The sequence below is a fragment of the Terribacillus saccharophilus genome (assembly GCF_002272745.1).
Classification (GTDB): Bacteria; Bacillota; Bacilli; order Bacillales; family Amphibacillaceae; genus Terribacillus; species Terribacillus saccharophilus_B.
Genome location: NZ_NPBD01000007.1, coordinates 299,108 through 321,702 on the forward strand (window position 1 = coordinate 299,108; position 22,595 = coordinate 321,702).

Sequence of the window (22,595 nt, forward strand, 5' to 3'; positions counted from 1 at the left end):
TGTACACTTGGGTTAGTAGTTAGAATATTGTTAATAGAATTACTTTTAATTTAGTTCTACGTAATGTGTAATTAATATGGCATAATAGGACTCGTTGTGAAATATATGTTTTACTTTGATGATTAACATCGTCGCAGTTTTGGCTATATACGCGAAAGGGGAACAACATGAGTTATATTATCGGCATCATCGGTTTATTCGTGTTTCTAGGATTAGCTTGGATTGCTAGTTCGAATAAAAAAATGATTAAGATTCGCCCGATCATTATCATGATCATCCTACAGCTTGTACTTGGATTCATTCTATTGAATACAGAAGTAGGTAACTACTTGGTAAAAGGTATTTCAGATGGGTTCAATCTATTGCTTGGCTACGCAGCTGAAGGAATTAACTTCGTCTTCGGTGGATTAGTGAATGTAGAAGAATCCGCATTCTTTATGAATGTGTTGCTGCCGATTGTATTCATCTCGGCATTGATCGGTATCCTTCAATATTGGCGGATTCTTCCTTTCTTCATTAAATATATCGGTCTTGCGCTTAGCAAAGTAAATGGTCTGGGAAAACTGGAATCCTATAATGCTGTTGCATCAGCGATTCTAGGTCAGTCAGAAGTATTCATTTCTTTGAAAAAACAGCTTGGCTTGCTGCCGCGTCATCGTCTGTATACGCTTTGTGCATCTGCCATGTCCACTGTTTCTATGTCTATTGTTGGATCGTATATGACAATGCTAGATCCGCGTTATGTAGTAACAGCGCTAGTATTGAATCTGTTTGGCGGATTCATCATCGCCTCTATCATCAATCCTTATGAAGTGGATCCTAAGGAAGATATGATTGAGGAAGAAAAAGGCGAGAAGCAATCCTTCTTCGAAATGCTCGGGGAATATATCATGGATGGTTTCAAAGTAGCTATTGTTGTTGCTGCAATGCTGATTGGTTTCGTTGCGCTAATTGCTATGATTAACAGTATCTTCTCAGGAATTTTCGGCATCAGCTTCCAAGACTTGCTTGGTTATGTATTTTCTCCATTCGCATTCCTTATGGGTGTCCCTTGGTCAGAAGCTGTTGATGCAGGAAGCATCATGGCTACGAAGATGGTATCCAATGAATTCGTAGCGATGCAGATTCTATCTGGTGGAGACTTTGTTTTGAGTGATCGCGTTGTCGCCATCGTATCTGTATTCCTTGTTTCCTTTGCGAACTTCTCTTCTATCGGTATCATTGCTGGTGCGGTGAAAGGTTTGAATGAAAAACAAGGAAATGTTGTAGCGAAATTCGGTTTGAAGCTGCTTTACGGTGCTACACTTGTTAGTTTCCTATCTGCAACGGTTGTTGGTCTATTAATGCCATAAATAAGAGGAACACCACGTAAACGTGGTGTTCTTTTTTTGTTACTTGACGTAAATAGATATCTAAAATATACTTACTTACATAAAGTAAGTTAAGAGGGGGAGCTTGTATGCACTACCAACAACCACCACAGACATACATTGGGCAAGTAAAATTACGTGTGGCAGATTTGGCACAATCTGTTGCCTATTATACAAAAGTGATTGGTTTACACATTATAGAAGAAGAACAAGGAAAGGTAACGCTTGGAACTGGAAACAAAATTCTGCTTTATCTGGAGGAAGGTCAAAACCTTCAAAGCATGCCGGAGCGGCATGCAGGTTTGTATCATTTTGCCTTGCTTCTTCCCACCAGAGCTGATTTGGCTGATGTTGTAAAATTTTATGTGCTGAATCGAGTGCCCTTTGGAGCATCAGATCATGGGGTTAGTGAAGCCGTTTATCTAAATGATCCCGATGGCAATGGCATTGAGATTTATGCGGACAAACCAGACAAAGGCTGGAAATGGATCGATGGAGAAATTCAAATGACAACAGATCCGCTTGATGGCGATAGTTTATTAAAGGAAGCATCTAAAGAAGAATGGAATGGTCTTCCGGATGGAACTGTCATGGGCCACATTCACTTATATATGCGTCATCTAGGTGAAGCTGCTGCTTTTTATAACGATGTACTTGGCTTCCAGACAGTCGTTTCTAGCTACCCAGGCGCTTTATTCGTATCGACGGGAAATTATCATCATCATATTGGCCTTAATACATGGCATGGTGCCAATGCACCTTCTGTTAATTCAGATGAAGCAGGCATGGAATGGTTCACAATTGTCTTCCCGGATGAAGAGAAACTTCAGGCAGCGATTAAAAGGGCAGAGTCAGTTGGATCACCGATAAAACAAGAAATGAATAGTTACACACTTATAGATCCGGTAGGGTCAAAAGTAAGATTAATCGTACACGGGCATAATTAAAGACACACAACAGCAGCTGCTGTTGTGTGTCTTTTTATTTCTGTGCCATAATAATGGGAACGAAAAATAAAAGGAGTTTACGGATGACACAACTAATACAGAAGCTTAAGCAATTTCTTCCTGCAGAAGTGCAGGTCGCAACTGAAGGAAATCTGCTGCGCCTTTTGACAGCAGAAGGAAAGCCATGCGGTATTGTAGATGTAGATGAAAATGAGAATCTTATTGGGTTTGACTTGCAGATGATGCTGCCAGATGAAGAAGGCAGCGATGCTCGTGTACTTGCACAGCAGTTTGCTGCAGCTTTTTATCCGGAAGCAGCCGAAGTAATTCAGCAGGATTATGCTGCACAGAGCCAGAGCACGTTAATCCGTTTGGCTGAAAAAGATGCAGTCCACCATTTACCGATACCTGGTGCAGGATTAGCTGTAGAGATCCATGATTCGGGTTTTGTTACGGCAGCGCAGCTATATCGGAATACATATACATTGATTGATAGTGATGAGTTGATAGATGTGACGGAGGCAAAACAAAAACTGCTTGCCGAAACACCTATTGTGGTTGCAGTGGAAGGTGGAAGTACATTATATAAGCTTTCGGATCAAGCTATTGGCGTGCATGCAGACGGTACAGTATTATTCACCGAACTCCCGCCGGTTCTCGCAGATATCGAGGCTGCAGACGACCATAAGGATTGGGCAAGCTTAATGGGGATAACAAAGGACTTTGTAAACTATTATAACGAAGATGGTGTACAACTTTGGGCGGAAAAAGATCTTGTAGATAATCAGCCTATTAATGAAATCCCTGATCAAGTTACGGTCCGAAAGAATGAGGAAGTACAGTTTTATTCAGGAGCTACGCCATGGAATAAAGACAGGAGATATACAGAGGAGGAGCTTAAGCAGCAAGCAGTACTTTTTCTTTCAGCTGTAACAGATCAGCCGCTTGGGGAATGGAAGCATGCTGGAGAGCAGCTGGCCCCGGATGCTTCTATTGAGGACGAGCTTGAACCAGCATATATTTTTCTTTTTGCTTACACCAAATCAGGTATTTCTGTAGAAGGAGTAGAGGCTAGCATTCACGTTGGAATATATTCTGGACTCATTAGAGAGTGCATAGTAGACCGTGTACCAGATGCTGTCAAAGCTAAAAAACAATTGATTTTTAGTGAGCAAGCAAAGCAGCAGCTGGATGATTTGCTGCAGCTTGAGTTAGCATGGGTTGAACTCCAAGAGGCAAGTCAATATGAGCTCGTATATGTTCGGACAGATAGATAATTAAAATAAATTGATAAATAGGTTTTCAGGAGCATGATAACGGTTACTTAAAAGAAGCCTGACAAAATTCGGGCTATACTTACATAAAGGGTGATCGCATGTTCAGTATTGGTGAAATCATTTTTATTTTGCTTTCTTGTGCTTTTTTCATGGCGCTGGTCGCTGTGGTATCCTACTATATGACGAAAGGGAATGTCAGTACGGCAGATGAATATTTCCTGGCAGGGCGCGGTTTGACAGGGGTGTTCATAGCAGGCTCCCTGCTGCTGACGAATCTATCGGCTGAGCAGCTGATAGGATTAAACGGACAGAGCTTCACGAATAATATGTCGGGCATGGCCTGGGAAGTAACAGCTGGTCTTGCAGCAATCATCATGGCAATCTTCCTGCTGCCGAAGTTCCTTGGAATTGGCATTTCCACCATACCGGAATTCTTGAGCAAACGGTATGATGAGACTGTCCGGCGATTGACCGTTATTTTGTTCCTGCTCGGGTACATGTGTGTGACGATTCCTTCCATGCTCTACTCTGGCGGTGTATCCGTCCTTCAATTATTCGATTTACCGGAACTTCTTGATATTACATATACACAGGCATTGTGGATGACAGTGTGGTTTGTCGGTATTGTTGGGGCAGTATATGCAATTTTCGGCGGCTTGAGGGCTGTAGCAGTATCTGATACGTTGAATGGAATTGGTTTGGTCATCATCGGCTTTCTCGTTCCAATACTAGGCTTTATTTTGCTTGGTAAAGGAAATATGGTAGATGGGATGAAGCACATTGTCCAGAATAGTCCCGAGAAGCTGAATGCTATCGGCAGCAGTACTGATAATGTTCCATTCTTCTCTATTTTTACAGGTATCCTTTTTGCTAACCTATTTTATTGGGCATTAAACCAATACGTTATCCAGCGCGCTTTAGGTGCGAAAAACCTGGCAGAAGGACAAAAAGGTGTCCTATTTACGGGTTACTTGAAACTTCTAGTCCCGATATTCATGCTTATACCTGGTATCATTGCTTTCCATCTGTATGGAGATTCCATACAGAATGGAGATTTGAGCTACCCGACACTTGTCAGTGATGTTTTACCGGTATGGATGCTCGGCTTTTTCCTGGCTGTACTATTCGGAGCTGTTCTGAGCAGCTTTAACTCTATCTTAAATAGTGTCGCTACGTTGCTGGTGCTTGATATCTATCAGCCTGTATTCGAACCAGATGCTTCTGATGAGAAATTAATTAAGGTTAGCAAGATTCTGGGCATTATCATTGCCCTCGTATCCTTCTTTGTTGCACCATTTCTCATGTACGCACCAGATGGCTTGTGGAATCTGATCCGACAGTTTACTGGATTCTTTAATATACCTATCCTTGTTATTGTATTGATGGGAATGATCTTTAAACGCGTACCAGCTGCAGCTGCGAAAGTTGTAATTATATTTCACGTTGTCGCTTACTATATGATGGTGTGGGGCTTGCGGCAGATATTCGATTGGGATCCTGGTATCAACTATATCCACGTATACGGAATCTTGTTAGCTATCGAGGTCGTGTTCATGCTTATCATGGCAAAAATAAAACCATTGAAAGTGATCAAACCAGTCTTTTATGCGGAAAATGGGGAAGATCATCTTGTTCCTTGGAAGCACGCCATTCCTGTATCCATTACGTTGATTTTCTCGATTATCATTTTCTACGTCATCTTCTCGCCAATCGGATTGGCTTACGAGGAAGCAGCGGTTTCGAACTGGTTCTGGCCGGTTATCGCCATACTCATTGCGGCAAACGTCGTTCTCTATATCGTATCTATTAAAACTTGGCATCAGAAGTATCATAATTATGTTGGAAAGCAAACGGAGACTGCCCGTAAAGCACGACTAAGCGGGGATTGATAAAAGCAAAAAAGCCACTCAGATGAGTGGCTTTTTTATTGCTACTGAGCACACAGCAGCAAATAAAACAGAAATATTTTGGGGGTATCCTGTTTGTAAGATAGTCTAACAGAAAAACTGCATCAATGCAAAATATTTGTTAAGTTTTCGTAAAGTGCGTGCTATCTTGCGGATGCAATTGTTTCAAGATGCTATCGATTGTATATAAGGGGCGCTTTTTCACTTCTGCAAAAATTGTACCAATATACTCACCGATAATGCCAATGGCCATGAGTTGCAGACCTCCGAGCAGCCAGATAGAAATAATCAAGGAAGTCCAGCCGGCATCTGGCTCCCCGAATACTTTCTGCATAGCAGCATAACATGCAGCGAGCAAGCTAATAAGAAATAGGCCGAAGCCAACTGCAGCAATGAGACGGATAGGAGCGATGCTGAAGGAGGTGATACCTTCAAATGCAAAACTGAGCATTTTTCTCAGAGGGTATTTTGTTTCTCCAGCGAGTCGCGGCTTTCGTTCATAAGTCACGATATCAGATCGAAACCCTATTTGTGGAATGATGCCCCTAAGGAATAGTTTGGATTCGTTGTAGCGACTTAGTTCTGTTAAGGCTCGGTTATTCAGCAGTCGATAGTCGGCATGATTGGAAATGAGCCGGATTCCGAGCATCTCCATTGTCCGATAGAAGAGCGAAGCAGTGTTACGCTTGAAACCAGTATCCGATGTGCGGTCATTTCGTACGCCATACACAATTTCATAGCCTTCCAGATAACGCAGTACAAAAGTCCGGATAACAGAGATGTCGTCCTGCAAATCTGCATCCAATGTGATGACGCAATCGGAATAATCCTTCGCATGGAGCATCCCGGCAAGAAGTGCCCGCTGATGTCCTGCATTAGCTGCGAGCTTTATTCCCGTGACGAACCGATTGGCTAGATGCTCTATTTTGATCAGCTGCCACGTATGATCTTTGCTGCCATCATCTACGAACAAGATACTGCTTGCAGGTGATATAAGTTGCTCCTGCATTAAGGCGGCTAGTGTCGATGAGAGCTTGGAGCAAGTATCCGTTAAAATTTCTTCTTCGTTATAACAAGGAATCACTAATGTAAGAACAGGCAAAGATGTAGTCAATGGATTCCCTCCTTTATGGTTGTACCCGGTATAGGTGGACTTTCCAAGCAGAGTCGGGATGCTCGAAACTTCGTTCAAAATGCAAATCATTGTCGATAGCATTTTCGATCAAAACAGAGGACAAGACGTAAGCTCCGCCCAGTTCCCGTAAAGCTTTTGCATTCAAATCAAGATCGTGGATGGTGCGATTGGAGTCTTTCCGAAAGTCATAGTGCTTTCCAAGCTCTGCCGAAAAAATATACAAGCGGCTGCCCCATTCATCGAAATAACGTGTCAGGTTCTTGCTTTTTGCCAATTCTCCAGCTATCACTTCACGGAATTGATGCTTGTAGCTCAACGGGATAATGTTGTTGTATGTATCGACAGTGTAGAAACCGTTGTATTGGGCGATTGCAGGATGCAATCCGATGCTTGCCACCTTATATGTGTCTTGTGGCTGGCCGATATAGTCACGGATTTCCTCGAATTGATCAACAGCATAAAAGGCTTCGACAGAAGGTGTGTGCTGATGCAGACCATAAACAATTTCTTCGTTTGATAGAGCCAATATGACAAGCTGGAGACAGAGACAAGCATACACAAAAACTCGTATGCTGCGTTTTCCAAGCTGCCATAGCAGATAACAAGCCAACCCGAAACTAACATAAATAACGAGTGGACGAAGGAAATGAAAGCGGGCGAAATTGAATGCAGAAAGCAGATCGATATGCTCTTTCGGTATTCTCCAAATCTTATTGAACCAAAGGGCGTACCAAAAAGATAACAGCAAATTAAATCCTGTCAGGCCAAGATAAATGTTCATTGGTCTTGTACGACCTCGGCTGAAGAGAACCAGAAATAAAGCGATCACCAGCACTGGCAGGATAACGAAGGTATGGAGGGTCATTACGTGATTATGTCCCAACGTGAAATTTTTCCAGAATAAGCGGAGCGTTTGAACAAAATCCTGTCTGGAGGAAACGAATTCAACACGATGCATCGTTTCGGAACCAGCAATCATCGTATAGACTAGCCGGTAGTCCGTTGCCAAGAAGACAGCAGTCATCCATATGATGCTTGCCAAGAATAGCAGATTCAGTCTGCGATAACGAAGCAGGTCGATCAGCCATACAATTCCCATAAGGGCAAGGAAGAAGAAGAATCCTAGAACGAAACTAGCGTATAACGGTAATAAAGTAATAGCAGTCCAATGCACCCAATTCGCTTTTTTGGATCTGATAGATAGGAAAGCCCAAAGCGCTAAAGGGTGTCCCATGGTGCTAAGCATGCCGGACGGCCAGAATGGTGTCAGAGCGAATGCAAGTGAAACGAGAGCTGCAATCCAGTGTGCTTTAATATTCCGGATGACGTGGGTACGGAGCAGTAAATACATCCCAAGAAATGCAATCAGTCGGGTAAGCAGCTGGCTGATTGCATAGGCAGTCATTGTCGGAAACCAAGTGTGCAGCCAAACGATAAGTGTCCATTCTGTACCGAGTGCATCCCGAGGCAGCCCGCCGATAATCTGAGGGATGACTGCATGGACGCCGCCAAACATCTGCCCGCTTGCAGCAAGTACTTTATACCAGGCAAGATTGGAGTCGAGATTGTCATGGACCCGTATATGGGCATCATCTCCCAGCAGGAATAGGGGAGAGACGAAGATGAGTATCGCTGCCACGCATAGCAGGATTGCTTTTCTGTCTGCATAATTCCACAATATTCCCACATCCTCCCAAAGTAATGCTGTTAGTATGCGGCAGCGGGTAAAGATATATACAAAAAATACCCGGAATGCTAGGCATCCGCGGGTATATGCATAATATAAGATGACTCGAAATCAGATTGAGGTAGAGGCTTGGAAAACAGATAACCTTGTACCTCTGTGCAACCAAGCCCTCGAAGTGCTTGCAGCTGTGCTTCCGTTTCGACGCCCTCAGCTATAGTATGAAGCTTCAGGTTTTCAGCCAGAGACTGGATAGTGGCAACAATTGATTGATTATACTCGATATGTTGAATGAACGTTTGATCAATTTTTAATATGTCGACTTCGAGTTTATCCAGATAGTTCAAGGAACTATATCCTGTGCCGAAATCATCGATGCTAATTTTAACTCCTGTTTCGCGCAATTTTTGGAGGATGGAATTTATTTTGTTTTCATTCTGCATGACAACGCGTTCTGTGATTTCCAGTTCCAGCAAGCTGCCATTCAGATTGAAATGATTCAGTTGATCTCGGAAGAAACTTGAGAAATCATCCTGCAGGAACGTAATAACAGATACGTTGATGGAAATGCAAGGAATAGTGCATTCGTCTGTTTCTTCTCGCCATTTCGATAAGCAAGCCATTACCCGCTCAATGACACTGCGCTCAATTGCGACTATTAGACCGCTTTCCTCGGCAATCGGAATGAATATATTCGGAGGAATGAAGCCGCGTTCGGGATGGTTCCAGCGCAGCAGCACTTCTGCTCCGGTTATTGTATGTGTGAAGCTGTGGAATTTTGGCTGAAAGTACAAATCAAAAGCCTGTGTTTCGATCGCTTCCTGCAGCTCATGCTCGATCTCGAACCGAAGCACCTGTTTTTCTGCCATTTCCGGCTGAAAGACAGTGTAATTATTTCCACCTTTTTCTTTCGTTTGATACATCGCAATATCAGCGTACTTATAGAGGTTATCCATGTCTTCTGCATGCTCCGGGAAGGAAGCAATACCAATACTGGCTTGCAAAACGTGCTCGTAATCCTGAAGCCGCATTGGCTGTCGGAACTGCTCGACAATGTATTGAGCGAGTCGAGTTGCGGACTCTCCGGGTACGATGAGCAGGAATTCATCTCCTCCAACCCGGTTGACTGTGCCTTTTCCATCTAAAATTCTATTCAAGCGAGCTGCTGTTTCCACTAGGACCTTATCGCCAAAGGAATGTCCAAAAATATCATTGATTCGTTTGAACAAATCGTAATCAATTAACAGAATACTGAAGGAGGTTCCTTTGTCTGCGTATTCCTGCATCTGTTGCTGCATCAGACGGCGATTCGGCAGTTTGGTCAGATCGTCATGATAGGCAAGAAACTCAACTTGTTTGGCTGTCTCTATCGTCTGCGATATGTCCTTGATAACGAGAAAGTAACCAACAATATGATGCTTCACAATAGTAGGTATGCCAGTCACATGAACATCTATTTGTTCGCCGGAACGGCATATTTTAGTGTTCCATTGATGTGATCCGCCATTACTAAGGATATTAAGGTGATCCTGAAATATCTCCTTATCAAGGAACAGAGCTGCTGCATCCATTCTTTTGATAGCATCCTCATTAAAACCGGTCAAAAATTCACTTTCTTTATTAGCATGCAGAATCGAACCATCCTTCTCAACTGCTAATACAGCATTAGGATTGTCATTAAACAGAGATTGATAGAGCTGATGTGTCGTCACTAGTGCCCTGTTCCTATAAAGCAACGGAATAACTGTCAAGACTGTATTAGAAAATAAAACGATAACAGTAGGTAGCATGAAATAAAGGCTATAAGACAGTGCTGATTGATAAGAAGTGAAAGCTGCAAAGATGCAATAACCTAAACCGACAATAGCAATTCCAGACATCAAACTTCCGAATAGCAACAGCGGCTTGCTCCACTTCATTTGTTCTCCATTCGTATACATATTAAGAAAACGGAATAAGGTGAATATAGTCGATTGTGTCAACACCATCGAAGTAAGTACTTCCACTAGGTAGACATCAAGCAAATTCGGATACAAGGAAATCGGTGTTAACATATGTAATAAGTAAATCAAGGCGGCTAAAAGAAGGCTGATAAGCAAATCATGCCTGGTATTTCCTATCGGACTGCGTACGACACGCAGAATAAGAGCGCCGCTAATGGAACTTAAGAGGAAATTGACAATGAAGAAAAGCCATGTCGCTTGAGGAGCAGAGCCCGCATCAATCGATAGGGTAAACGAATATGTAGCCAGTACGGCACTTAAGCCAGTTCCTAGTGATACTAAAGTGACTTTCCATGTACTGACGGCAGTCCGCATCATATGCTGGCTTACATATAATACAAGCCTGGTGAGTACGCTTATGAGCAATACGCTAGTGATAGTGTAGAGAAGATGGATACCCGGTATATCAATGAACGGAAGCAACGTTTTTCCTCCTGCGAAAAAAGTAAGGATTACCTGAATTGGACAGGCATGGTAACATAAGTTTATCAGATAAAGTCGAATCATGGCGCAAAACTTTTTACTAATTGCAACTCAGGAGGCGATAGTATGTATCAAACGAAAAAACTGCTGCTGCTCGGATCAGGAGAACTGGGAAAAGAGGTTGTAATCGAAGCGCAGAGGCTTGGCGTAGAGACAATTGCAGTGGACCGGTACGACGGGGCTCCGGCAATGACTGTTGCCGATCGCAGCTATGTTATTGATATGCTGGATCGTGAAAAGCTCAGACAGATAGTAGAATGGGAAAAACCAGATTTTATTGTTCCGGAGATTGAGGCAATCGCAACAGATGAATTGGTTGAATTGGAGAAGGAAGGCTATCATGTCGTACCGACTGCAAAAGCTGCACAGCTAACAATGGATCGGGAAGGCATCCGCAGATTTGCTGCTGAAACTTTGGATATTCCGACAGCTGGCTATCGTTTTGCAGATACATACGAGGAATTTCAAGAAGCGGTGGAGAAAATCGGTTTTCCTTGTGTCATCAAACCTTTGATGAGTTCATCTGGCAAAGGACAAAGTGTCTGCCGGAAACCGGAGGATATCGAGCGAAGCTGGCAAATTGCCATGGAAGGCGGAAGAGTGCAGAAACCGCGTGTCATCGTAGAAGAATTCATTCACTTTGATGCGGAAATCACACTGCTGACAGTTCGGGCGGTGAATGGTACCTTCTTCTGCGAGCCAATTGGGCATGAACAGGAAAATGGCGACTATATCGCTTCATGGCAGCCTCTTCAGCTGACAGATTCACAGCTTGAAGAAGCACAGGAGATAGCAGAGCGTATCACAGCAGGATTAGGTGGCTACGGTTTATTTGGAGTAGAGCTCTTCCTAGCAGGGGATCAAGTATATTTCAGTGAAGTATCGCCGCGTCCGCATGACACTGGAATGGTGACGATGGTAACACAGCAACTGTCCCAATTTGCATTGCACGTGCGAGCAATATTAGGCTTGCCGATTACAGAAATCAAGCTGTTGCAGCCTGGTGCAACCAGTCCGTTAAAAGCGGACACAGCTTTGGAATCCTATCATATATCGGGTTTAAGAGAAGCACTGCAAGAGCCCCAAACGCAGATTCGTGTCTTCCGCAAGCCATCGACAACAGTAGGCCGCAGAGTTGCAGTAGCTTTATCCACTGCTGAAACAGTGGAAGAGGCAAGAAAACACGCTGTACAGGCGAGAAATCGGCTTAAAGTGGAGGTTCAGGATGAATTATCATAACCTGACTTTCCGTGCCGTTACGAATACAGATAATGGAGAAACATCCAATGAAACTACCTTTCATTATCAGCAAGAAGGGCAGATTCTTACTGCAGCTTATGCGGGAGGATCTATTCTCGAAGGTAGGCTGATTGGATTGGTGGAATCAGATGGTAAGCTTCGTTTCCGTTACCATCATATTAACGATCAATATGAGCTGCGGAGCGGGCAATGTGTCTCTATACCAGAAATTTTAGCAGATGGCAGAATCCGTCTGCATGAACAGTGGCAATGGATGTACGATGACGAGTCGACAGGGCATTCCATTGTGGAACAAGTAGCGGAGTAATAGATTTACGAAAAGACGTGAAGGCAGCGAACTGCTTTCATGTCTTTTTTTTACACGTCAAACTGAACATCCCTAGATGGAACTTTTCAACAAACTGTTATTTTTTTGTAAATAGGCGTGCGAGTAAACAAGCATAAGGTATAGTGGAAGAAAAAGGAGGTTACTTATGGAAAGTAAACGTTTAAGGAAGAAACCCAATCAAAACAGGGGCCTCGGTTTTTTACTGTCTTTGCCTATTTTATCTTGGGCTTTATATGACTTTGCCAATACGATCTTCTCTTCTAATATTACAACTATCTTCTTTCCATTTTATGTGACCGATTCAATCGGTAATACTGCAGAAATGGAGCAGCTTGGAAATACACTGATTGCTTATGCGAATGCGCTAGCTAGCTTCTTTCTAGTCATCTTCTCACCATTATTCGGTGTGTGGATCGACAAGACTGGTTATAAACAGCGATATATCATCCGGTTCGCGGCTGTTTCGATTCTGTGTACAGTTTTAATGGGGGTATTTGCAGGATGGAATACGGAAACAACACTTTGGGGACTTCCAGCTCCGTTTGTAGCAACTGTACTTGTGTTTGTCCTTGCGAAGTTCTTCTATAACAGCAGTCTTATATTCTATGATGCAAAAATCAGTGATTTGGTACCGCGGAATCGTCTATCGACATTATCGGGTTTCGGTGTAGCAGTTGGTTATATGGGGACGCTTGTCGGCTTACTTGTTTATTTTTTACTTGATGACGGTTATGAATATGTTTTTCTTGCTACGGCGGGTCTGTATTTCGTGTTTACACTACCGCTTGTGTTCTTCCTCAAAGAAAAGAAATCGGTACAGAAGCAGTCTAGTATCAGTCTATTAACTGGTTATAAAGAGATTATCGCCACCTTCAAGGAAATACGAAAGCATCAATCTATTTTACGATTCATGGTAGCTTATTTCTTTGTCAATGATGCGATTGCTACAACCATTGCGGTCATGAGCGTTTATGCTGTAACAGTTGTTGGGTTCAGTTCTGAACAGTTCATTATTCTTTATCTTGTATCAACGGTAACAGCAATCATAGGTTCCTTCTGTTTCGGTCAGATAGCTAATAGGGTAGGGGCACATCGTTCGTTTTCATTTGTGGCTTTGATTATGGTAGTAGCTTTGACGGTAGGAGTATTGGCAACTGCACAATGGATGTTCTGGATAGCAGGCAGTCTATTCGGAATTGCTTTGGGATCGATTTGGGTTACTTCGAGGATTTTAATTGTGGATCTCGCTCCAGTTGAAAAACAAGGACAGTTCTTTGGTCTGTTCGCATTCTCGGGAAAAGTATCTTCCATTATTGGACCGATGATTTATGGAAGTATTACGCTTGGCTTGAGGGGTTACGGAGACTTGGCAAGCAGAATTGCATTGACCTCGCTCATCGTACTCACACTGATAGGTCTGCTCGTCCATGTGGCAAAAAAGAAGACTCCGGACAGGATGGCGGCGCGTTAACGCGTTCGCCATTCCTCCAGTGAATCTACGAAGGTGCCTGAAAAATGCACGCTTCTTGCGATATTGAAAAGCTGTACTTTCGCTAAAATAGAAATTGGATTGATGATGACAATATTACGGAATCCGAGCTCATCATATAACTCAAAAGCATCAGCAATTCTATAAACCAGATTCTGCTTTATTACATTCAAATGAATAAGATCAACAATTAAGTCATATTCGGTTGCTTGGATAGACCCGAATGTTTCATAAAGTGTCTCCATGAATGCTGCAGATTCATTATTTGTAAAGAACCCTTCTGCTGTTATATGAAGTACTTTTTCTTTGTCATCAATCGTAAATTTGTACATACTGAATTACTCCCCAAACATCATTCCTCAACGGGATTTAAGCGTACTAGCTTTGCCGAATTATGTCAATTAACCATTTCTCCTCTATATACCAAGACAGTTAAATTTCTGTAAATAATACTTGTGAGTATTATACTAGTCTCGGATTCTGCAGATGAAAAATCCCGCAACAATGCGATTCTTTAAATAAGGGAGCTAAGCTTATTTGCTTGTTTATCCAGATTCTGGGCTGCTTGCTCCAGGGTATAAAGTTCTTCTATAACCTCGTGCACGCGAGTTTTCCCTTCCATACTCCGCTGTTGAGCCTGATGCGAAACAGATTCAATTTGTTTAATATGCTCGGTCATCTTCCCCATGTTTTCTTGAGCCTGCTTGGTTGCTTCTGCTGCCTGTGATGCCAGTTTCCGTACTTCATCCGCTACAATATTGAAACCTCTGCCATGCTCGCCAGCATGTGCTGCTTGAATAGCAGCATTCAACGCTAATAAATTGGTCTGGTTTGCAATGTCCCTAATAGTTTGGACAAGTGATTGAATGGAGTCTGCTTGTTTGATTAAGGCTTCTGTTGCATCAATATTAGCAGTCGTCGAAGCAACGATGGACTGTATTGAATCAGCGGCACCATTGTTTTTTTCGATTCCAGAAGTCGTACGGGCACGAAGGTCAATGGCCATTGGCTGCAGGTCAGACGTGATCGTTTTAGTTCCAATTTCCCGTGCTGTAATGTCAGTTGCAACTTTCAAGACAGCTTGTACACTGCCATCATCACCATGGACGGGCATGTATGTAGCTTCCAGCCAGATAATATCTCCATTCCTGGCAATTCGCATAATCTTGTCTTGGAAAGATTGACCGCTGCGCAGTCGATTCCAGAACTGGTTATAATCTGTGCTATTAGAAAAATCTGATGTGCAAAATTGCCTGTGATGCATACCAGGAAGCTCTGTCTGTGCATAGCCAATAGTTGCAGCAAAATTCTTATTTGCCCATAATACTTCGCCAAATGGTGTGAACTCTATCATAGCTAAAGACATCTCTGCTGCGGCTAGGACAGCATTATTATCCAAGACTTGTGTTGTTAATAGCGGATTAGTTATTATTGGAATCTTCTCCTGTTCTTTATGAAACTAAGTATTTATACCCAGATTTGAGGTTAAGAAAACCTTTTATACTTATATATATATCCCGCCTAAAAAAGTTAATTTTGATTAGTAAATTGCTTTATTATCAATAGTACATAGAGAAGTCCTATGGGAATATGTAATCTTGACTAGTTACATCCTAGTCTATCTAGAAAATAAAATAGGATTTGAAAAAACTTTACATTATTCCCATCAAGTAGCTTCCTTTGATATACTGACTACCAATACTAGAGAAGTTTGAAGGTGAGAGCAGAATGGCTGATGTGCATGCATCGATTGGAGCGGAAGAAAACAATGATATGACTTTTAGACAGGGAGCGAGGGATTGTATCCCTACACTACTTGGGTATATCAGCATCGGGATTGCAGCTGGAGTAGTCGGTGTTGCAGCAGGACTGAGTGCGCTGGAGGTAGTGTTATTAGCAGTGCTTGTATACGCTGGGTCAGCCCAATTTATATTTGCTGCATTAGTGCTTAATGGAAGTCCAGCTGCTGCAATCATATTAACGACCTTTATCGTGAACTTACGCCATTTTCTTATGAGCGCGACAATGGCGCCGCATTTTATACAGTATTCTGTTTGGCAAAACATTGGATTTGGTGTGCTGCTGACAGATGAAACATTCGGTGTAGCTTCTGGCAAGGTGCAGCTGAAGCGAGGAGTGACGGCAAGCTGGATGAACGGGTTAAATGTGACGGCTTATATATGCTGGATTATTTCTTGTGCTGTTGGTGCATTATTTGGAAACTGGATATCAGATCCGGAGGCATTTGGTCTGGATTTTGCACTGACGAGTATGTTCATAGCATTGCTTGTCCTGCAGCTGGATGCAATTGAATCTACAAAGATAAATCACTATATTCGACTAATACTATGTATTGTCATTCTGATGGTTGGCTTCTCATTCTTCGTCAGTTCTCATATGGCTGTATTGCTTGCGACCATTCTCGGCGCAACGATTGGAGTGGTGACGGAAAAATGAACGTTTCTTTATCCATGTTGCTGCTGATTGCTGCATGTGCAGCAGTGACGATAGTGCCGCGTGTATTGCCATTTTTAATTATCAGAAATCTGAAATTGCCGGTGCTTGCCCTGAGGTGGCTGTCCTATATACCTATATGTATACTGACTGCACTTGTTGTCTCGAATGTTCTAGGAGAAAGCGGACCGCTTTCTTTTGATTGGCAGGTCATAGCAATCATGATTCCTACTATTCTTTTCGCACTTTGGACAAAGAGCTTATTATTTACGGTAATAATTGGCGTTGTGCTCATGGCTGCTTTGCGCTTTTTTATAGCATAAAAAGAAAAAGACCCGACGCCTTATGCATCGGGACTTTTTTCTGTCATGTTACAGGTGCTGGATTGAACAGAGCCAGGTCGTTATGGGTGTCCCAATGGTCTGCCCAAGTCTGTTTTCTGCCACTTGCTACATCGAGTATAAAGTGGAAGATTTCCCAGCCGACTTCTTCCAATGTTGCTTCACCGGTAGCAATTGTACCGGCATTGATATCTATTAAATCTTTCCATTGCTCGTGCAGGGCTGTACGTGTCGATATTTTTACGACCGGAGCCATTGCCAGACTATATGGCGTGCCGCGGCCAGTTGTGAAGAGCTGCATGTGAATGCCGGAAGCAAGCTGGAGTGTACCGCAGACAAAGTCACTGGCAGGAGTGGCAGCAAATAGTAAACCCTTCGTTTCAGCGCGTTCTCCGGGTGCGAGAACATCGGTAATTGTGCTTTGTCCAGACTTTGCGACAGAACCTAACGCTTTTTCTACAACGTTGGATAATCCTCCTTTTTTGTTTCCCGGAGACGGATTGGCACTTCGATCTGCCTGACCGGATGCGAGATAGCGGTCATACCAGTCCATTTCCCGAACTAGCTTTTCGGCGACTTCCTTACTATTAGCCCGAGGTGTGAGCAAGTGGATTGCATCTCGCACTTCCGTCACTTCGGAAAACATCACAGTTGCACCGGCACGGACTAGCAGATCCGATGCATAACCTACGGCAGGGTTCGCAGTGACACCGGAGAACGCATCACTTCCGCCGCATTGTGTTCCAATAACCAATTCAGAAACAGGACAAGTTTCTCGTTTCCGCTTATTCAGTGTGACCAGCTTTGCTTCTGCTTTTTCTATGATTTTTGCCACCATTGCATGAAAGCCTTGCTGATCTTGCAGCAAGATAATATCCTCGTCTTTTCCGCTAGGGTTGACTCGTGATGGAATGAGTTTCTCACAGCCAAGACCGATGACTAGTGTCTCACCGCCAAAATTCGGATGACGGGCCAAGTTTTGGACAGTGCGAATTGGAATAATTGCTTCCGGCGCCTGAATAGCAACCCCGCAGCCATACGCATGATGAAGACCGACAATGTCATCGACATTTGGATAGTTTGGAAGGATATCCTGTTTCAGTCGTTTGACTGCATGATCCATGACACCGACAACACATTGGACACTAGTTATAATGCCAAGTATGTTTTTAGTGCCGACGGAACCATCGAGATTACGGTAGCCTTCAAATGTATAGCCTTCCAATGTAGGCAGAGGGTCAGCAGGAGCAGGGGAGAGAGAGAGTTCATCCAACGGCGGTGGCGTCGGCAGGAGCAAGTGTCGTTCCTGAACCCAGCTACCAGTGGTAATATCTGTTGTAGCATGCCCAATTACTTCACCGTAGCGGATAACAGATTCGCCTGTATGGATAGGCTGCAAGGACAGCTTGTGACCCTGGGGAATGTGCTCCTGCGTAACAATGTTACCTGCAAGCGAAGTACCAGCAGCAAGACCACCATCAGCAACAGCGATAGCAACATTATCTTGTTCATGTACTTTAACAAAATAAGGGTTAGTCGTGGATTTCAATTGTATTCCTCCTATTTGTAAGCGATTTCAATTAGAAGCAATAAAAAAAGATGGGACTATTTGTTATTTTGTTTAATTGTATGACCATTAAAGACAACTGTCAATAGAAGCTGGAAAAAGCAGCCGAAAATCATACCGCTGCTTTTTCTAGCTGTTTTGAATAGATAGCTGTAACTAAGAATGCCAGGCCGGTGATGACAAGGACTATCATTAGGATCCGGAAACCGGGCAGAGATAAGTCAGAACCGAAAACTATCGCTAAGACAACAGAAGAAAGAATTGATCCGAGATATCTGCATGTCTGGAAAAGACCGGAGCTTGTCCCGACAATAGTTTCGGGGGAAGCGTCAAGCATTGCTGCTTGCAAGGTGACATTACCGATGCCGTAGCTGATGCCAAGAAAAATGAGGACAGCACCGATGTTTCCGAGAGTAAGGTGCTGGGATATGACAGCTAATGCTGCAGTTCCGCCAATCATGAGCACAGCCCCGACAATGGTTGGAATACTTGTACCGGAGCGGTCGATCCAGCGTCCCATCAGGAATGACACAAGTGTACTTGCACCAGAAAGGAAAATCATCATCAGACCGCTCGTCTTCAGGCTGTAATGCAAGACATCCTGGAAGAAACTCGGCAGTCCGAAGAAGAGACTGTAGTTAAAGATATTCAATAGTATGAACTGGATGTAGACGAGTGTCAGTTGTTTGTTGCTCCGCAATAAACGGACATCAATAAAAGGGTATGCTGTACCCAATTCGCGCACAATAAATGCTGCTAGAAATATAATCCCTATTCCTAAGGATAATAGATGGATACCGTGCTCAAAAGATAATAGAAAGTATAAAGAAAAGCTCATACCGATTGCAAAAAGGATAATTCCTATGCTGTCGAGTTGTTTCCAAAACTCCCGGAAAGTATAGTGTGTAGTTTCAGGATCCTTAGGGACAGCGAACCAGGTGAGCAGGAAACTAAGCAGAATGAATGGGGCATTCACTGTAAAGATTGACTGCCAGCCTGCAAAGTCGATCAGAAATCCGCCGGCGGTTGGACCAAATGCTGACATGGAGGAAGTGAAAATAGATAGAATGGCAAGTGCTGACGCTTGTTTTTCATGAATATGTGTACGCACAAGTGCCATACCGGCTGGATAAATGGAACTGCTGCCGACTGCCTGGAAAAGCCGCATGCCTAATAAAATAAGGAACGTGCCTGCAAATGGAGCGCCGACAGCAGAAATGGCAACAAGCAGCAGTCCGATTAAAAGCATCTTACGCCGACCAATCAAATCCCCAATCTTGCCGGCGATGGGGACAACAATGCTGCTCGCTAAATAATAGGAAGAAATAAGCCAGGAAACTGTTGCAAAACTGAGTGAGAATTCGTGTTGAATAGCGTGAAGAGCTAATGAAATCATCGAGGAATTCAATGGATTAAGCATTGTACCTGTTGCAATAGCTGTCAGGAAAAGGCCGCGTTGTTTTTTGTTCATTCCACCATACCGAGAAAGAGATCTGCAGTCCGCATATGGGCAATGTGAGGGGAAATGATTTTACAAGCAGCTGTAAGGGCTTTTTTCGAGATGCGGGTTATAGCATCAGTATTAAAAAAATGATTATTCTCCAATAGCTTGTCCATGCTAGGTAAAATGGCGATCCATTTTTGTAAGTCAATTAGTTCTAATGCTGTTTTACTGAAGTTAATTGTATTTGTCATTCCTGTTACCTCCAACTTTCGCTCTGCTGTTAATTTGACCATTCTTCTGTTTCTTTACACATGTTAGCTTTCATGTACATTCTTCCACACGGGATTGATGCATTTAATTTTTCATTTTCGATAAATATGTTCCATCCATTCGCTAGCTGGGTATTGTAACTTTGAATAACCGTTTAGATATAAGTTTGTGATGGGGAATTAAGCTGAATGATGAGGCGCAGATACGTTTATAATAAGCGATAGAAGGGTGATTTAATCCTGATTAGTTTACTCAGACTTATTTCTTTACTTTTCCTGTGGATGGCCTTAAACTGATGAAAGTTAAAAATTATAGAAAAGTGGGTTTGGTACATGAAGAAAGCACTATTAGGTCTACTATTTATGTCGATATTTGCAATTCTTGCTGCCTGCGGTAACGGAGATGATTCCGCTTCCGATTCTGGCGAAAATGGCAGTAATGGCGATTTGTGGCAAGAAGTTCAAGATAAAGGTGAAATTACAGTCGGAACAGAAGGAACATACGCGCCTTTCACATTCCATGATGATAGCGGTGAACTTACAGGATACGATGTGGAAGTGATGAAGGAAGTCGGTAAGCGTTTGGATCTTGATGTGAAATTTGAAGAGACACAATGGGATTCCATGTTCTCTGGTTTGAACAGTGCTCGTTTCGATGTGATTGCGAATCAAGTGGGTAAAGGGGAAGACGACGAACGCGTTGGGCAATATGATTTCTCTGATCCTTATACAAAATCCCAGTCCGTTGTCGTAACAGCTGCAGATAACAATGACATTACAGCAATCGAAGATGTTGAAGGTAAAACATCTGCACAGTCTTTAACAAGTAACTATAATGCAGTGGCCACAGAAGCTGGTGCACAAATCGAGGGTGTAGAAGGATTGGCACAATCGATTCAGCTGATTGAACAAGGACGCGTTGATCTTACTTTCAACGATAAACTTGCAGTCCTTGACTATTTGAACAATACAGAAAAGGATGCTCCAGTAAAAATCGCTTTTGAAACTGGAGAACCAAACGAGACGTACTTCACTTTCCGCAAGGACAGCGGTGAAATAGTCGAACAGTTCAACAAAGCACTTGATGAGATGCGTGAAGATGGTACTTTAGCAGAAATCTCAACGAAATGGTTTGGCGAAGATGTTAACAAGTAATATGGTATTCGGCGGGATTGTCATCCCTTGGGAGCTGTTGCAGCAGTCATTCTGGCCGATACTGATTGAGGGGATCAAAGTCACGATCCCCTTGACTCTTATTTCGTTCTTTTTTGGTATCATCATCGCACTCATCACGGCATTGGTAAGGATCTCAAATATCAAGCCTTTGCGGTGGATTTTTTCTGTCTATGTTTCTGCTATCCGCGGAACACCTCTGCTTGTTCAGTTGTTCATCATTTTCTACTTACTGCCGGAATTAAATATTATGATTGATCCGTATCCGACAGCTATTATTGCGTTTTCCTTAAATGTCGGGGCTTATGCTTCTGAAATCTTCCGAGCATCTATTCTCTCTGTTCCTAAGGGGCAATGGGAGGCAGGCTTTACAATAGGGATGACTTACCGGAAAACGTTGTTTCGTGTCATTCTGCCCCAGGCGTTACGAGTTTCCGTACCGCCTTTATCCAATAGCTTTATTGGCTTAGTGAAGGAAACGTCATTAGCATCTCAGATTCTCGTAACCGAGCTGTTCCGTAAATCTCAGCAAATTGGTGCGACGAATCTGGATCAGATTGTTTACATCTATATATTGGCTGCCTTCATTTATTGGATTATCTGTTTCGTCCTGTCGCTGGCTCAGCATCGACTCGAACGCAGATTAGACCGCTATACAGCAAGGTAAGGAGGGGTAGCTATGCTAGCAGTGAAAGGTTTAAAGAAAACTTTCGGTACAAATACAGTACTGAAATCTATTGATATGCAAGTCGATAAAGGAAAGGTAATAGCAATACTTGGACCATCCGGTTCCGGAAAGACAACCTTACTTCGCTGCCTGAATGCACTGGAGATACCAGATGAAGGTATTGTTGGTTTTGAAGACCATCAAGTGGATTTCAGCCAAGAGGTCAAACAGCAGGAATTGATTAAGCTGCGTCGTAAATCAGGTATGGTATTCCAATCTTATAATCTATTCCCGCATCGCACCGTTCTGGAAAATGTCATGGAAGGACCTATTCAGGTTCAGAAACGGGACAAACAAACGGTAAGAGCGGAAGCAATTGAATTGCTTAATAAAGTAGGATTGAAAGATAAGAAGGATCTTTATCCGTATCAGCTATCTGGCGGACAGCAGCAACGGGTCGGGATTGCCCGTGCGCTTGCAATCAAGCCGGAACTTATGCTTTTTGATGAACCTACTTCAGCACTTGATCCGGAACTGATTGGAGAAGTACTTCGAGTAATGAGGGATCTGGCGAGCGAGGGCTGGACAATGGTTGTTGTAACTCATGAAATCAAATTTGCCCAGGAAATCGCGGATGAAGTCATCTTCATAGATGGTGGCGTCATTGTTGAGCAAGGACCGCCAGCAGAAGTGCTGTCTCATCCAAAAGAGGAACGTACCCAGCGCTTCCTGCATAGAATTTTGAATCCGACAGAGTAACAGGAGAACATCATGTTCTCCTGTTTTTTTGTTAAATT

The 22,595-nt window shown here is 43.1% G+C and carries 20 protein-coding genes; 12 read left to right on the plus strand and 8 right to left on the minus strand.

Translation table 11 applies throughout. The features are described from left to right. Nucleotides 1-167: 167 nt before the first annotated feature. From CHH58_RS08735 to CHH58_RS08750, 4 genes are all read left to right on the plus strand, one after another. Nucleotides 168-1,352 carry a NupC/NupG family nucleoside CNT transporter gene (locus CHH58_RS08735; RefSeq protein WP_095227646.1) on the plus strand — a complete coding sequence of 395 codons (1,185 nt, stop codon included), beginning with the start codon at nucleotides 168-170 and terminating at the stop codon, nucleotides 1,350-1,352. A gap of 107 nt (nucleotides 1,353-1,459) precedes the next feature. Beyond that, on the plus strand, nucleotides 1,460-2,317 hold the full coding sequence (locus tag CHH58_RS08740; RefSeq protein ID WP_095232167.1) for a VOC family protein: 858 nt from the start codon (nucleotides 1,460-1,462) through the stop codon (nucleotides 2,315-2,317). Between the two features lie 83 nt (nucleotides 2,318-2,400). Next, entirely contained in the window at nucleotides 2,401-3,594 is a 1,194-nt protein-coding gene (locus tag CHH58_RS08745) for a hypothetical protein (protein ID WP_095227650.1), read from the plus strand. Between the two features lie 98 nt (nucleotides 3,595-3,692). Next, nucleotides 3,693-5,483 carry a solute:sodium symporter family transporter gene (locus CHH58_RS08750; RefSeq protein WP_095227652.1) on the plus strand — a complete coding sequence of 597 codons (1,791 nt, stop codon included), beginning with the start codon at nucleotides 3,693-3,695 and terminating at the stop codon, nucleotides 5,481-5,483. 139 nt (nucleotides 5,484-5,622) lie between these two features. On the opposite strand, the gene CHH58_RS08755 is transcribed toward CHH58_RS08750, so the two are convergent. The 3 genes from CHH58_RS08755 to CHH58_RS08765 all read right to left on the minus strand — a co-directional run bounded on the left by CHH58_RS08755 (nucleotide 5,623) and on the right by CHH58_RS08765 (nucleotide 10,746). Next, nucleotides 5,623-6,615, minus strand: a complete 993-nt coding sequence (locus tag CHH58_RS08755) for a glycosyltransferase family 2 protein (RefSeq protein ID WP_249275082.1) — start codon at nucleotides 6,613-6,615, stop codon at nucleotides 5,623-5,625. Between the two features lie 13 nt (nucleotides 6,616-6,628). Further along, nucleotides 6,629-8,323, minus strand: a complete 1,695-nt coding sequence (locus CHH58_RS08760; RefSeq protein ID WP_257000882.1) for a DUF6044 family protein — start codon at nucleotides 8,321-8,323, stop codon at nucleotides 6,629-6,631. Nucleotides 8,324-8,391: 68 nt separating this feature from the next. After that, nucleotides 8,392-10,746: a putative bifunctional diguanylate cyclase/phosphodiesterase gene (locus CHH58_RS08765; protein ID WP_170937567.1), complete on the minus strand. Its 2,355-nt coding sequence runs from the start codon at nucleotides 10,744-10,746 to the stop codon at nucleotides 8,392-8,394. Nucleotides 10,747-10,872: 126 nt separating this feature from the next. Between CHH58_RS08765 and purT the strand changes: the two genes are divergently transcribed. The 3 genes from purT (at nucleotide 10,873) to CHH58_RS08780 (ending at nucleotide 13,865) form a co-directional block, all read left to right on the plus strand. Continuing rightward, the gene (purT, locus tag CHH58_RS08770; RefSeq protein WP_095227658.1) at nucleotides 10,873-12,045 is read left to right on the plus strand and encodes a phosphoribosylglycinamide formyltransferase 2; all 1,173 of its coding nucleotides are present in this window, start codon (nucleotides 10,873-10,875) and stop codon (nucleotides 12,043-12,045) included. Then, nucleotides 12,032-12,373: a n-acetylglutamate synthase gene (locus CHH58_RS08775; RefSeq protein WP_095227660.1), complete on the plus strand. Its 342-nt coding sequence runs from the start codon at nucleotides 12,032-12,034 to the stop codon at nucleotides 12,371-12,373. The genes purT and CHH58_RS08775 overlap by 14 nt, the downstream gene beginning before the upstream one ends. Before the next feature lie 166 nt (nucleotides 12,374-12,539). Beyond that, nucleotides 12,540-13,865 carry an MFS transporter gene (locus tag CHH58_RS08780; RefSeq protein ID WP_095234487.1) on the plus strand — a complete coding sequence of 442 codons (1,326 nt, stop codon included), beginning with the start codon at nucleotides 12,540-12,542 and terminating at the stop codon, nucleotides 13,863-13,865. Here CHH58_RS08780 and CHH58_RS08785 read toward each other — a convergent pair. Both CHH58_RS08785 and CHH58_RS18765 read right to left on the minus strand, forming a co-directional pair. Beyond that, complete coding sequence (locus CHH58_RS08785) at nucleotides 13,862-14,215, minus strand: hypothetical protein (protein ID WP_095227664.1); 354 nt, start codon at nucleotides 14,213-14,215, stop codon at nucleotides 13,862-13,864. The genes CHH58_RS08780 and CHH58_RS08785 overlap by 4 nt on opposite strands. A 182-nt stretch (nucleotides 14,216-14,397) precedes the next feature. Next, the gene (locus CHH58_RS18765; RefSeq protein WP_095262385.1) at nucleotides 14,398-15,249 is read right to left on the minus strand and encodes a methyl-accepting chemotaxis protein; all 852 of its coding nucleotides are present in this window, start codon (nucleotides 15,247-15,249) and stop codon (nucleotides 14,398-14,400) included. Between the two features lie 362 nt (nucleotides 15,250-15,611). Here CHH58_RS18765 and CHH58_RS08795 point away from each other — a divergent pair, with 362 nt between their 5' ends. Continuing rightward, nucleotides 15,612-16,340: an AzlC family ABC transporter permease gene (locus CHH58_RS08795; protein ID WP_095262386.1), complete on the plus strand. Its 729-nt coding sequence runs from the start codon at nucleotides 15,612-15,614 to the stop codon at nucleotides 16,338-16,340. Beyond that, entirely contained in the window at nucleotides 16,337-16,660 is a 324-nt protein-coding gene (locus CHH58_RS08800) for an AzlD domain-containing protein (RefSeq protein WP_095232171.1), read from the plus strand. Before CHH58_RS08795 ends, CHH58_RS08800 begins: the two co-directional genes overlap by 4 nt. A 43-nt stretch (nucleotides 16,661-16,703) precedes the next feature. On the opposite strand, the gene garD is transcribed toward CHH58_RS08800, so the two are convergent. The 3 genes from garD to CHH58_RS08815 all read right to left on the minus strand — a co-directional run bounded on the left by garD (nucleotide 16,704) and on the right by CHH58_RS08815 (nucleotide 19,940). Further along, the gene (garD, locus tag CHH58_RS08805; RefSeq protein WP_095227695.1) at nucleotides 16,704-18,233 is read right to left on the minus strand and encodes a galactarate dehydratase; all 1,530 of its coding nucleotides are present in this window, start codon (nucleotides 18,231-18,233) and stop codon (nucleotides 16,704-16,706) included. 124 nt (nucleotides 18,234-18,357) lie between these two features. Next, entirely contained in the window at nucleotides 18,358-19,716 is a 1,359-nt protein-coding gene (locus CHH58_RS08810; protein WP_095262387.1) for an MFS transporter, read from the minus strand. Then, nucleotides 19,713-19,940 (minus strand): hypothetical protein, encoded by a 228-nt coding sequence (locus CHH58_RS08815; protein WP_095262388.1) that lies wholly within the window; start codon nucleotides 19,938-19,940, stop codon nucleotides 19,713-19,715. Before CHH58_RS08815 ends, CHH58_RS08810 begins: the two co-directional genes overlap by 4 nt. Nucleotides 19,941-20,291: 351 nt before the next feature. Here CHH58_RS08815 and CHH58_RS08820 point away from each other — a divergent pair, with 351 nt between their 5' ends. The 3 genes from CHH58_RS08820 to CHH58_RS08830 are packed head-to-tail and all read left to right on the plus strand — an operon-like array spanning nucleotide 20,292 to nucleotide 22,557. Further along, the gene (locus CHH58_RS08820) at nucleotides 20,292-21,113 is read left to right on the plus strand and encodes an amino acid ABC transporter substrate-binding protein (RefSeq protein WP_095262389.1); all 822 of its coding nucleotides are present in this window, start codon (nucleotides 20,292-20,294) and stop codon (nucleotides 21,111-21,113) included. Continuing rightward, nucleotides 21,100-21,798, plus strand: coding sequence for an amino acid ABC transporter permease (locus tag CHH58_RS08825; RefSeq protein ID WP_095227703.1), 699 nt, complete (start codon nucleotides 21,100-21,102; stop codon nucleotides 21,796-21,798). The genes CHH58_RS08820 and CHH58_RS08825 overlap by 14 nt, the downstream gene beginning before the upstream one ends. Before the next feature lie 12 nt (nucleotides 21,799-21,810). Next, nucleotides 21,811-22,557, plus strand: coding sequence for an amino acid ABC transporter ATP-binding protein (locus CHH58_RS08830; RefSeq protein WP_095227705.1), 747 nt, complete (start codon nucleotides 21,811-21,813; stop codon nucleotides 22,555-22,557). Nucleotides 22,558-22,595 lie beyond the last annotated feature (38 nt).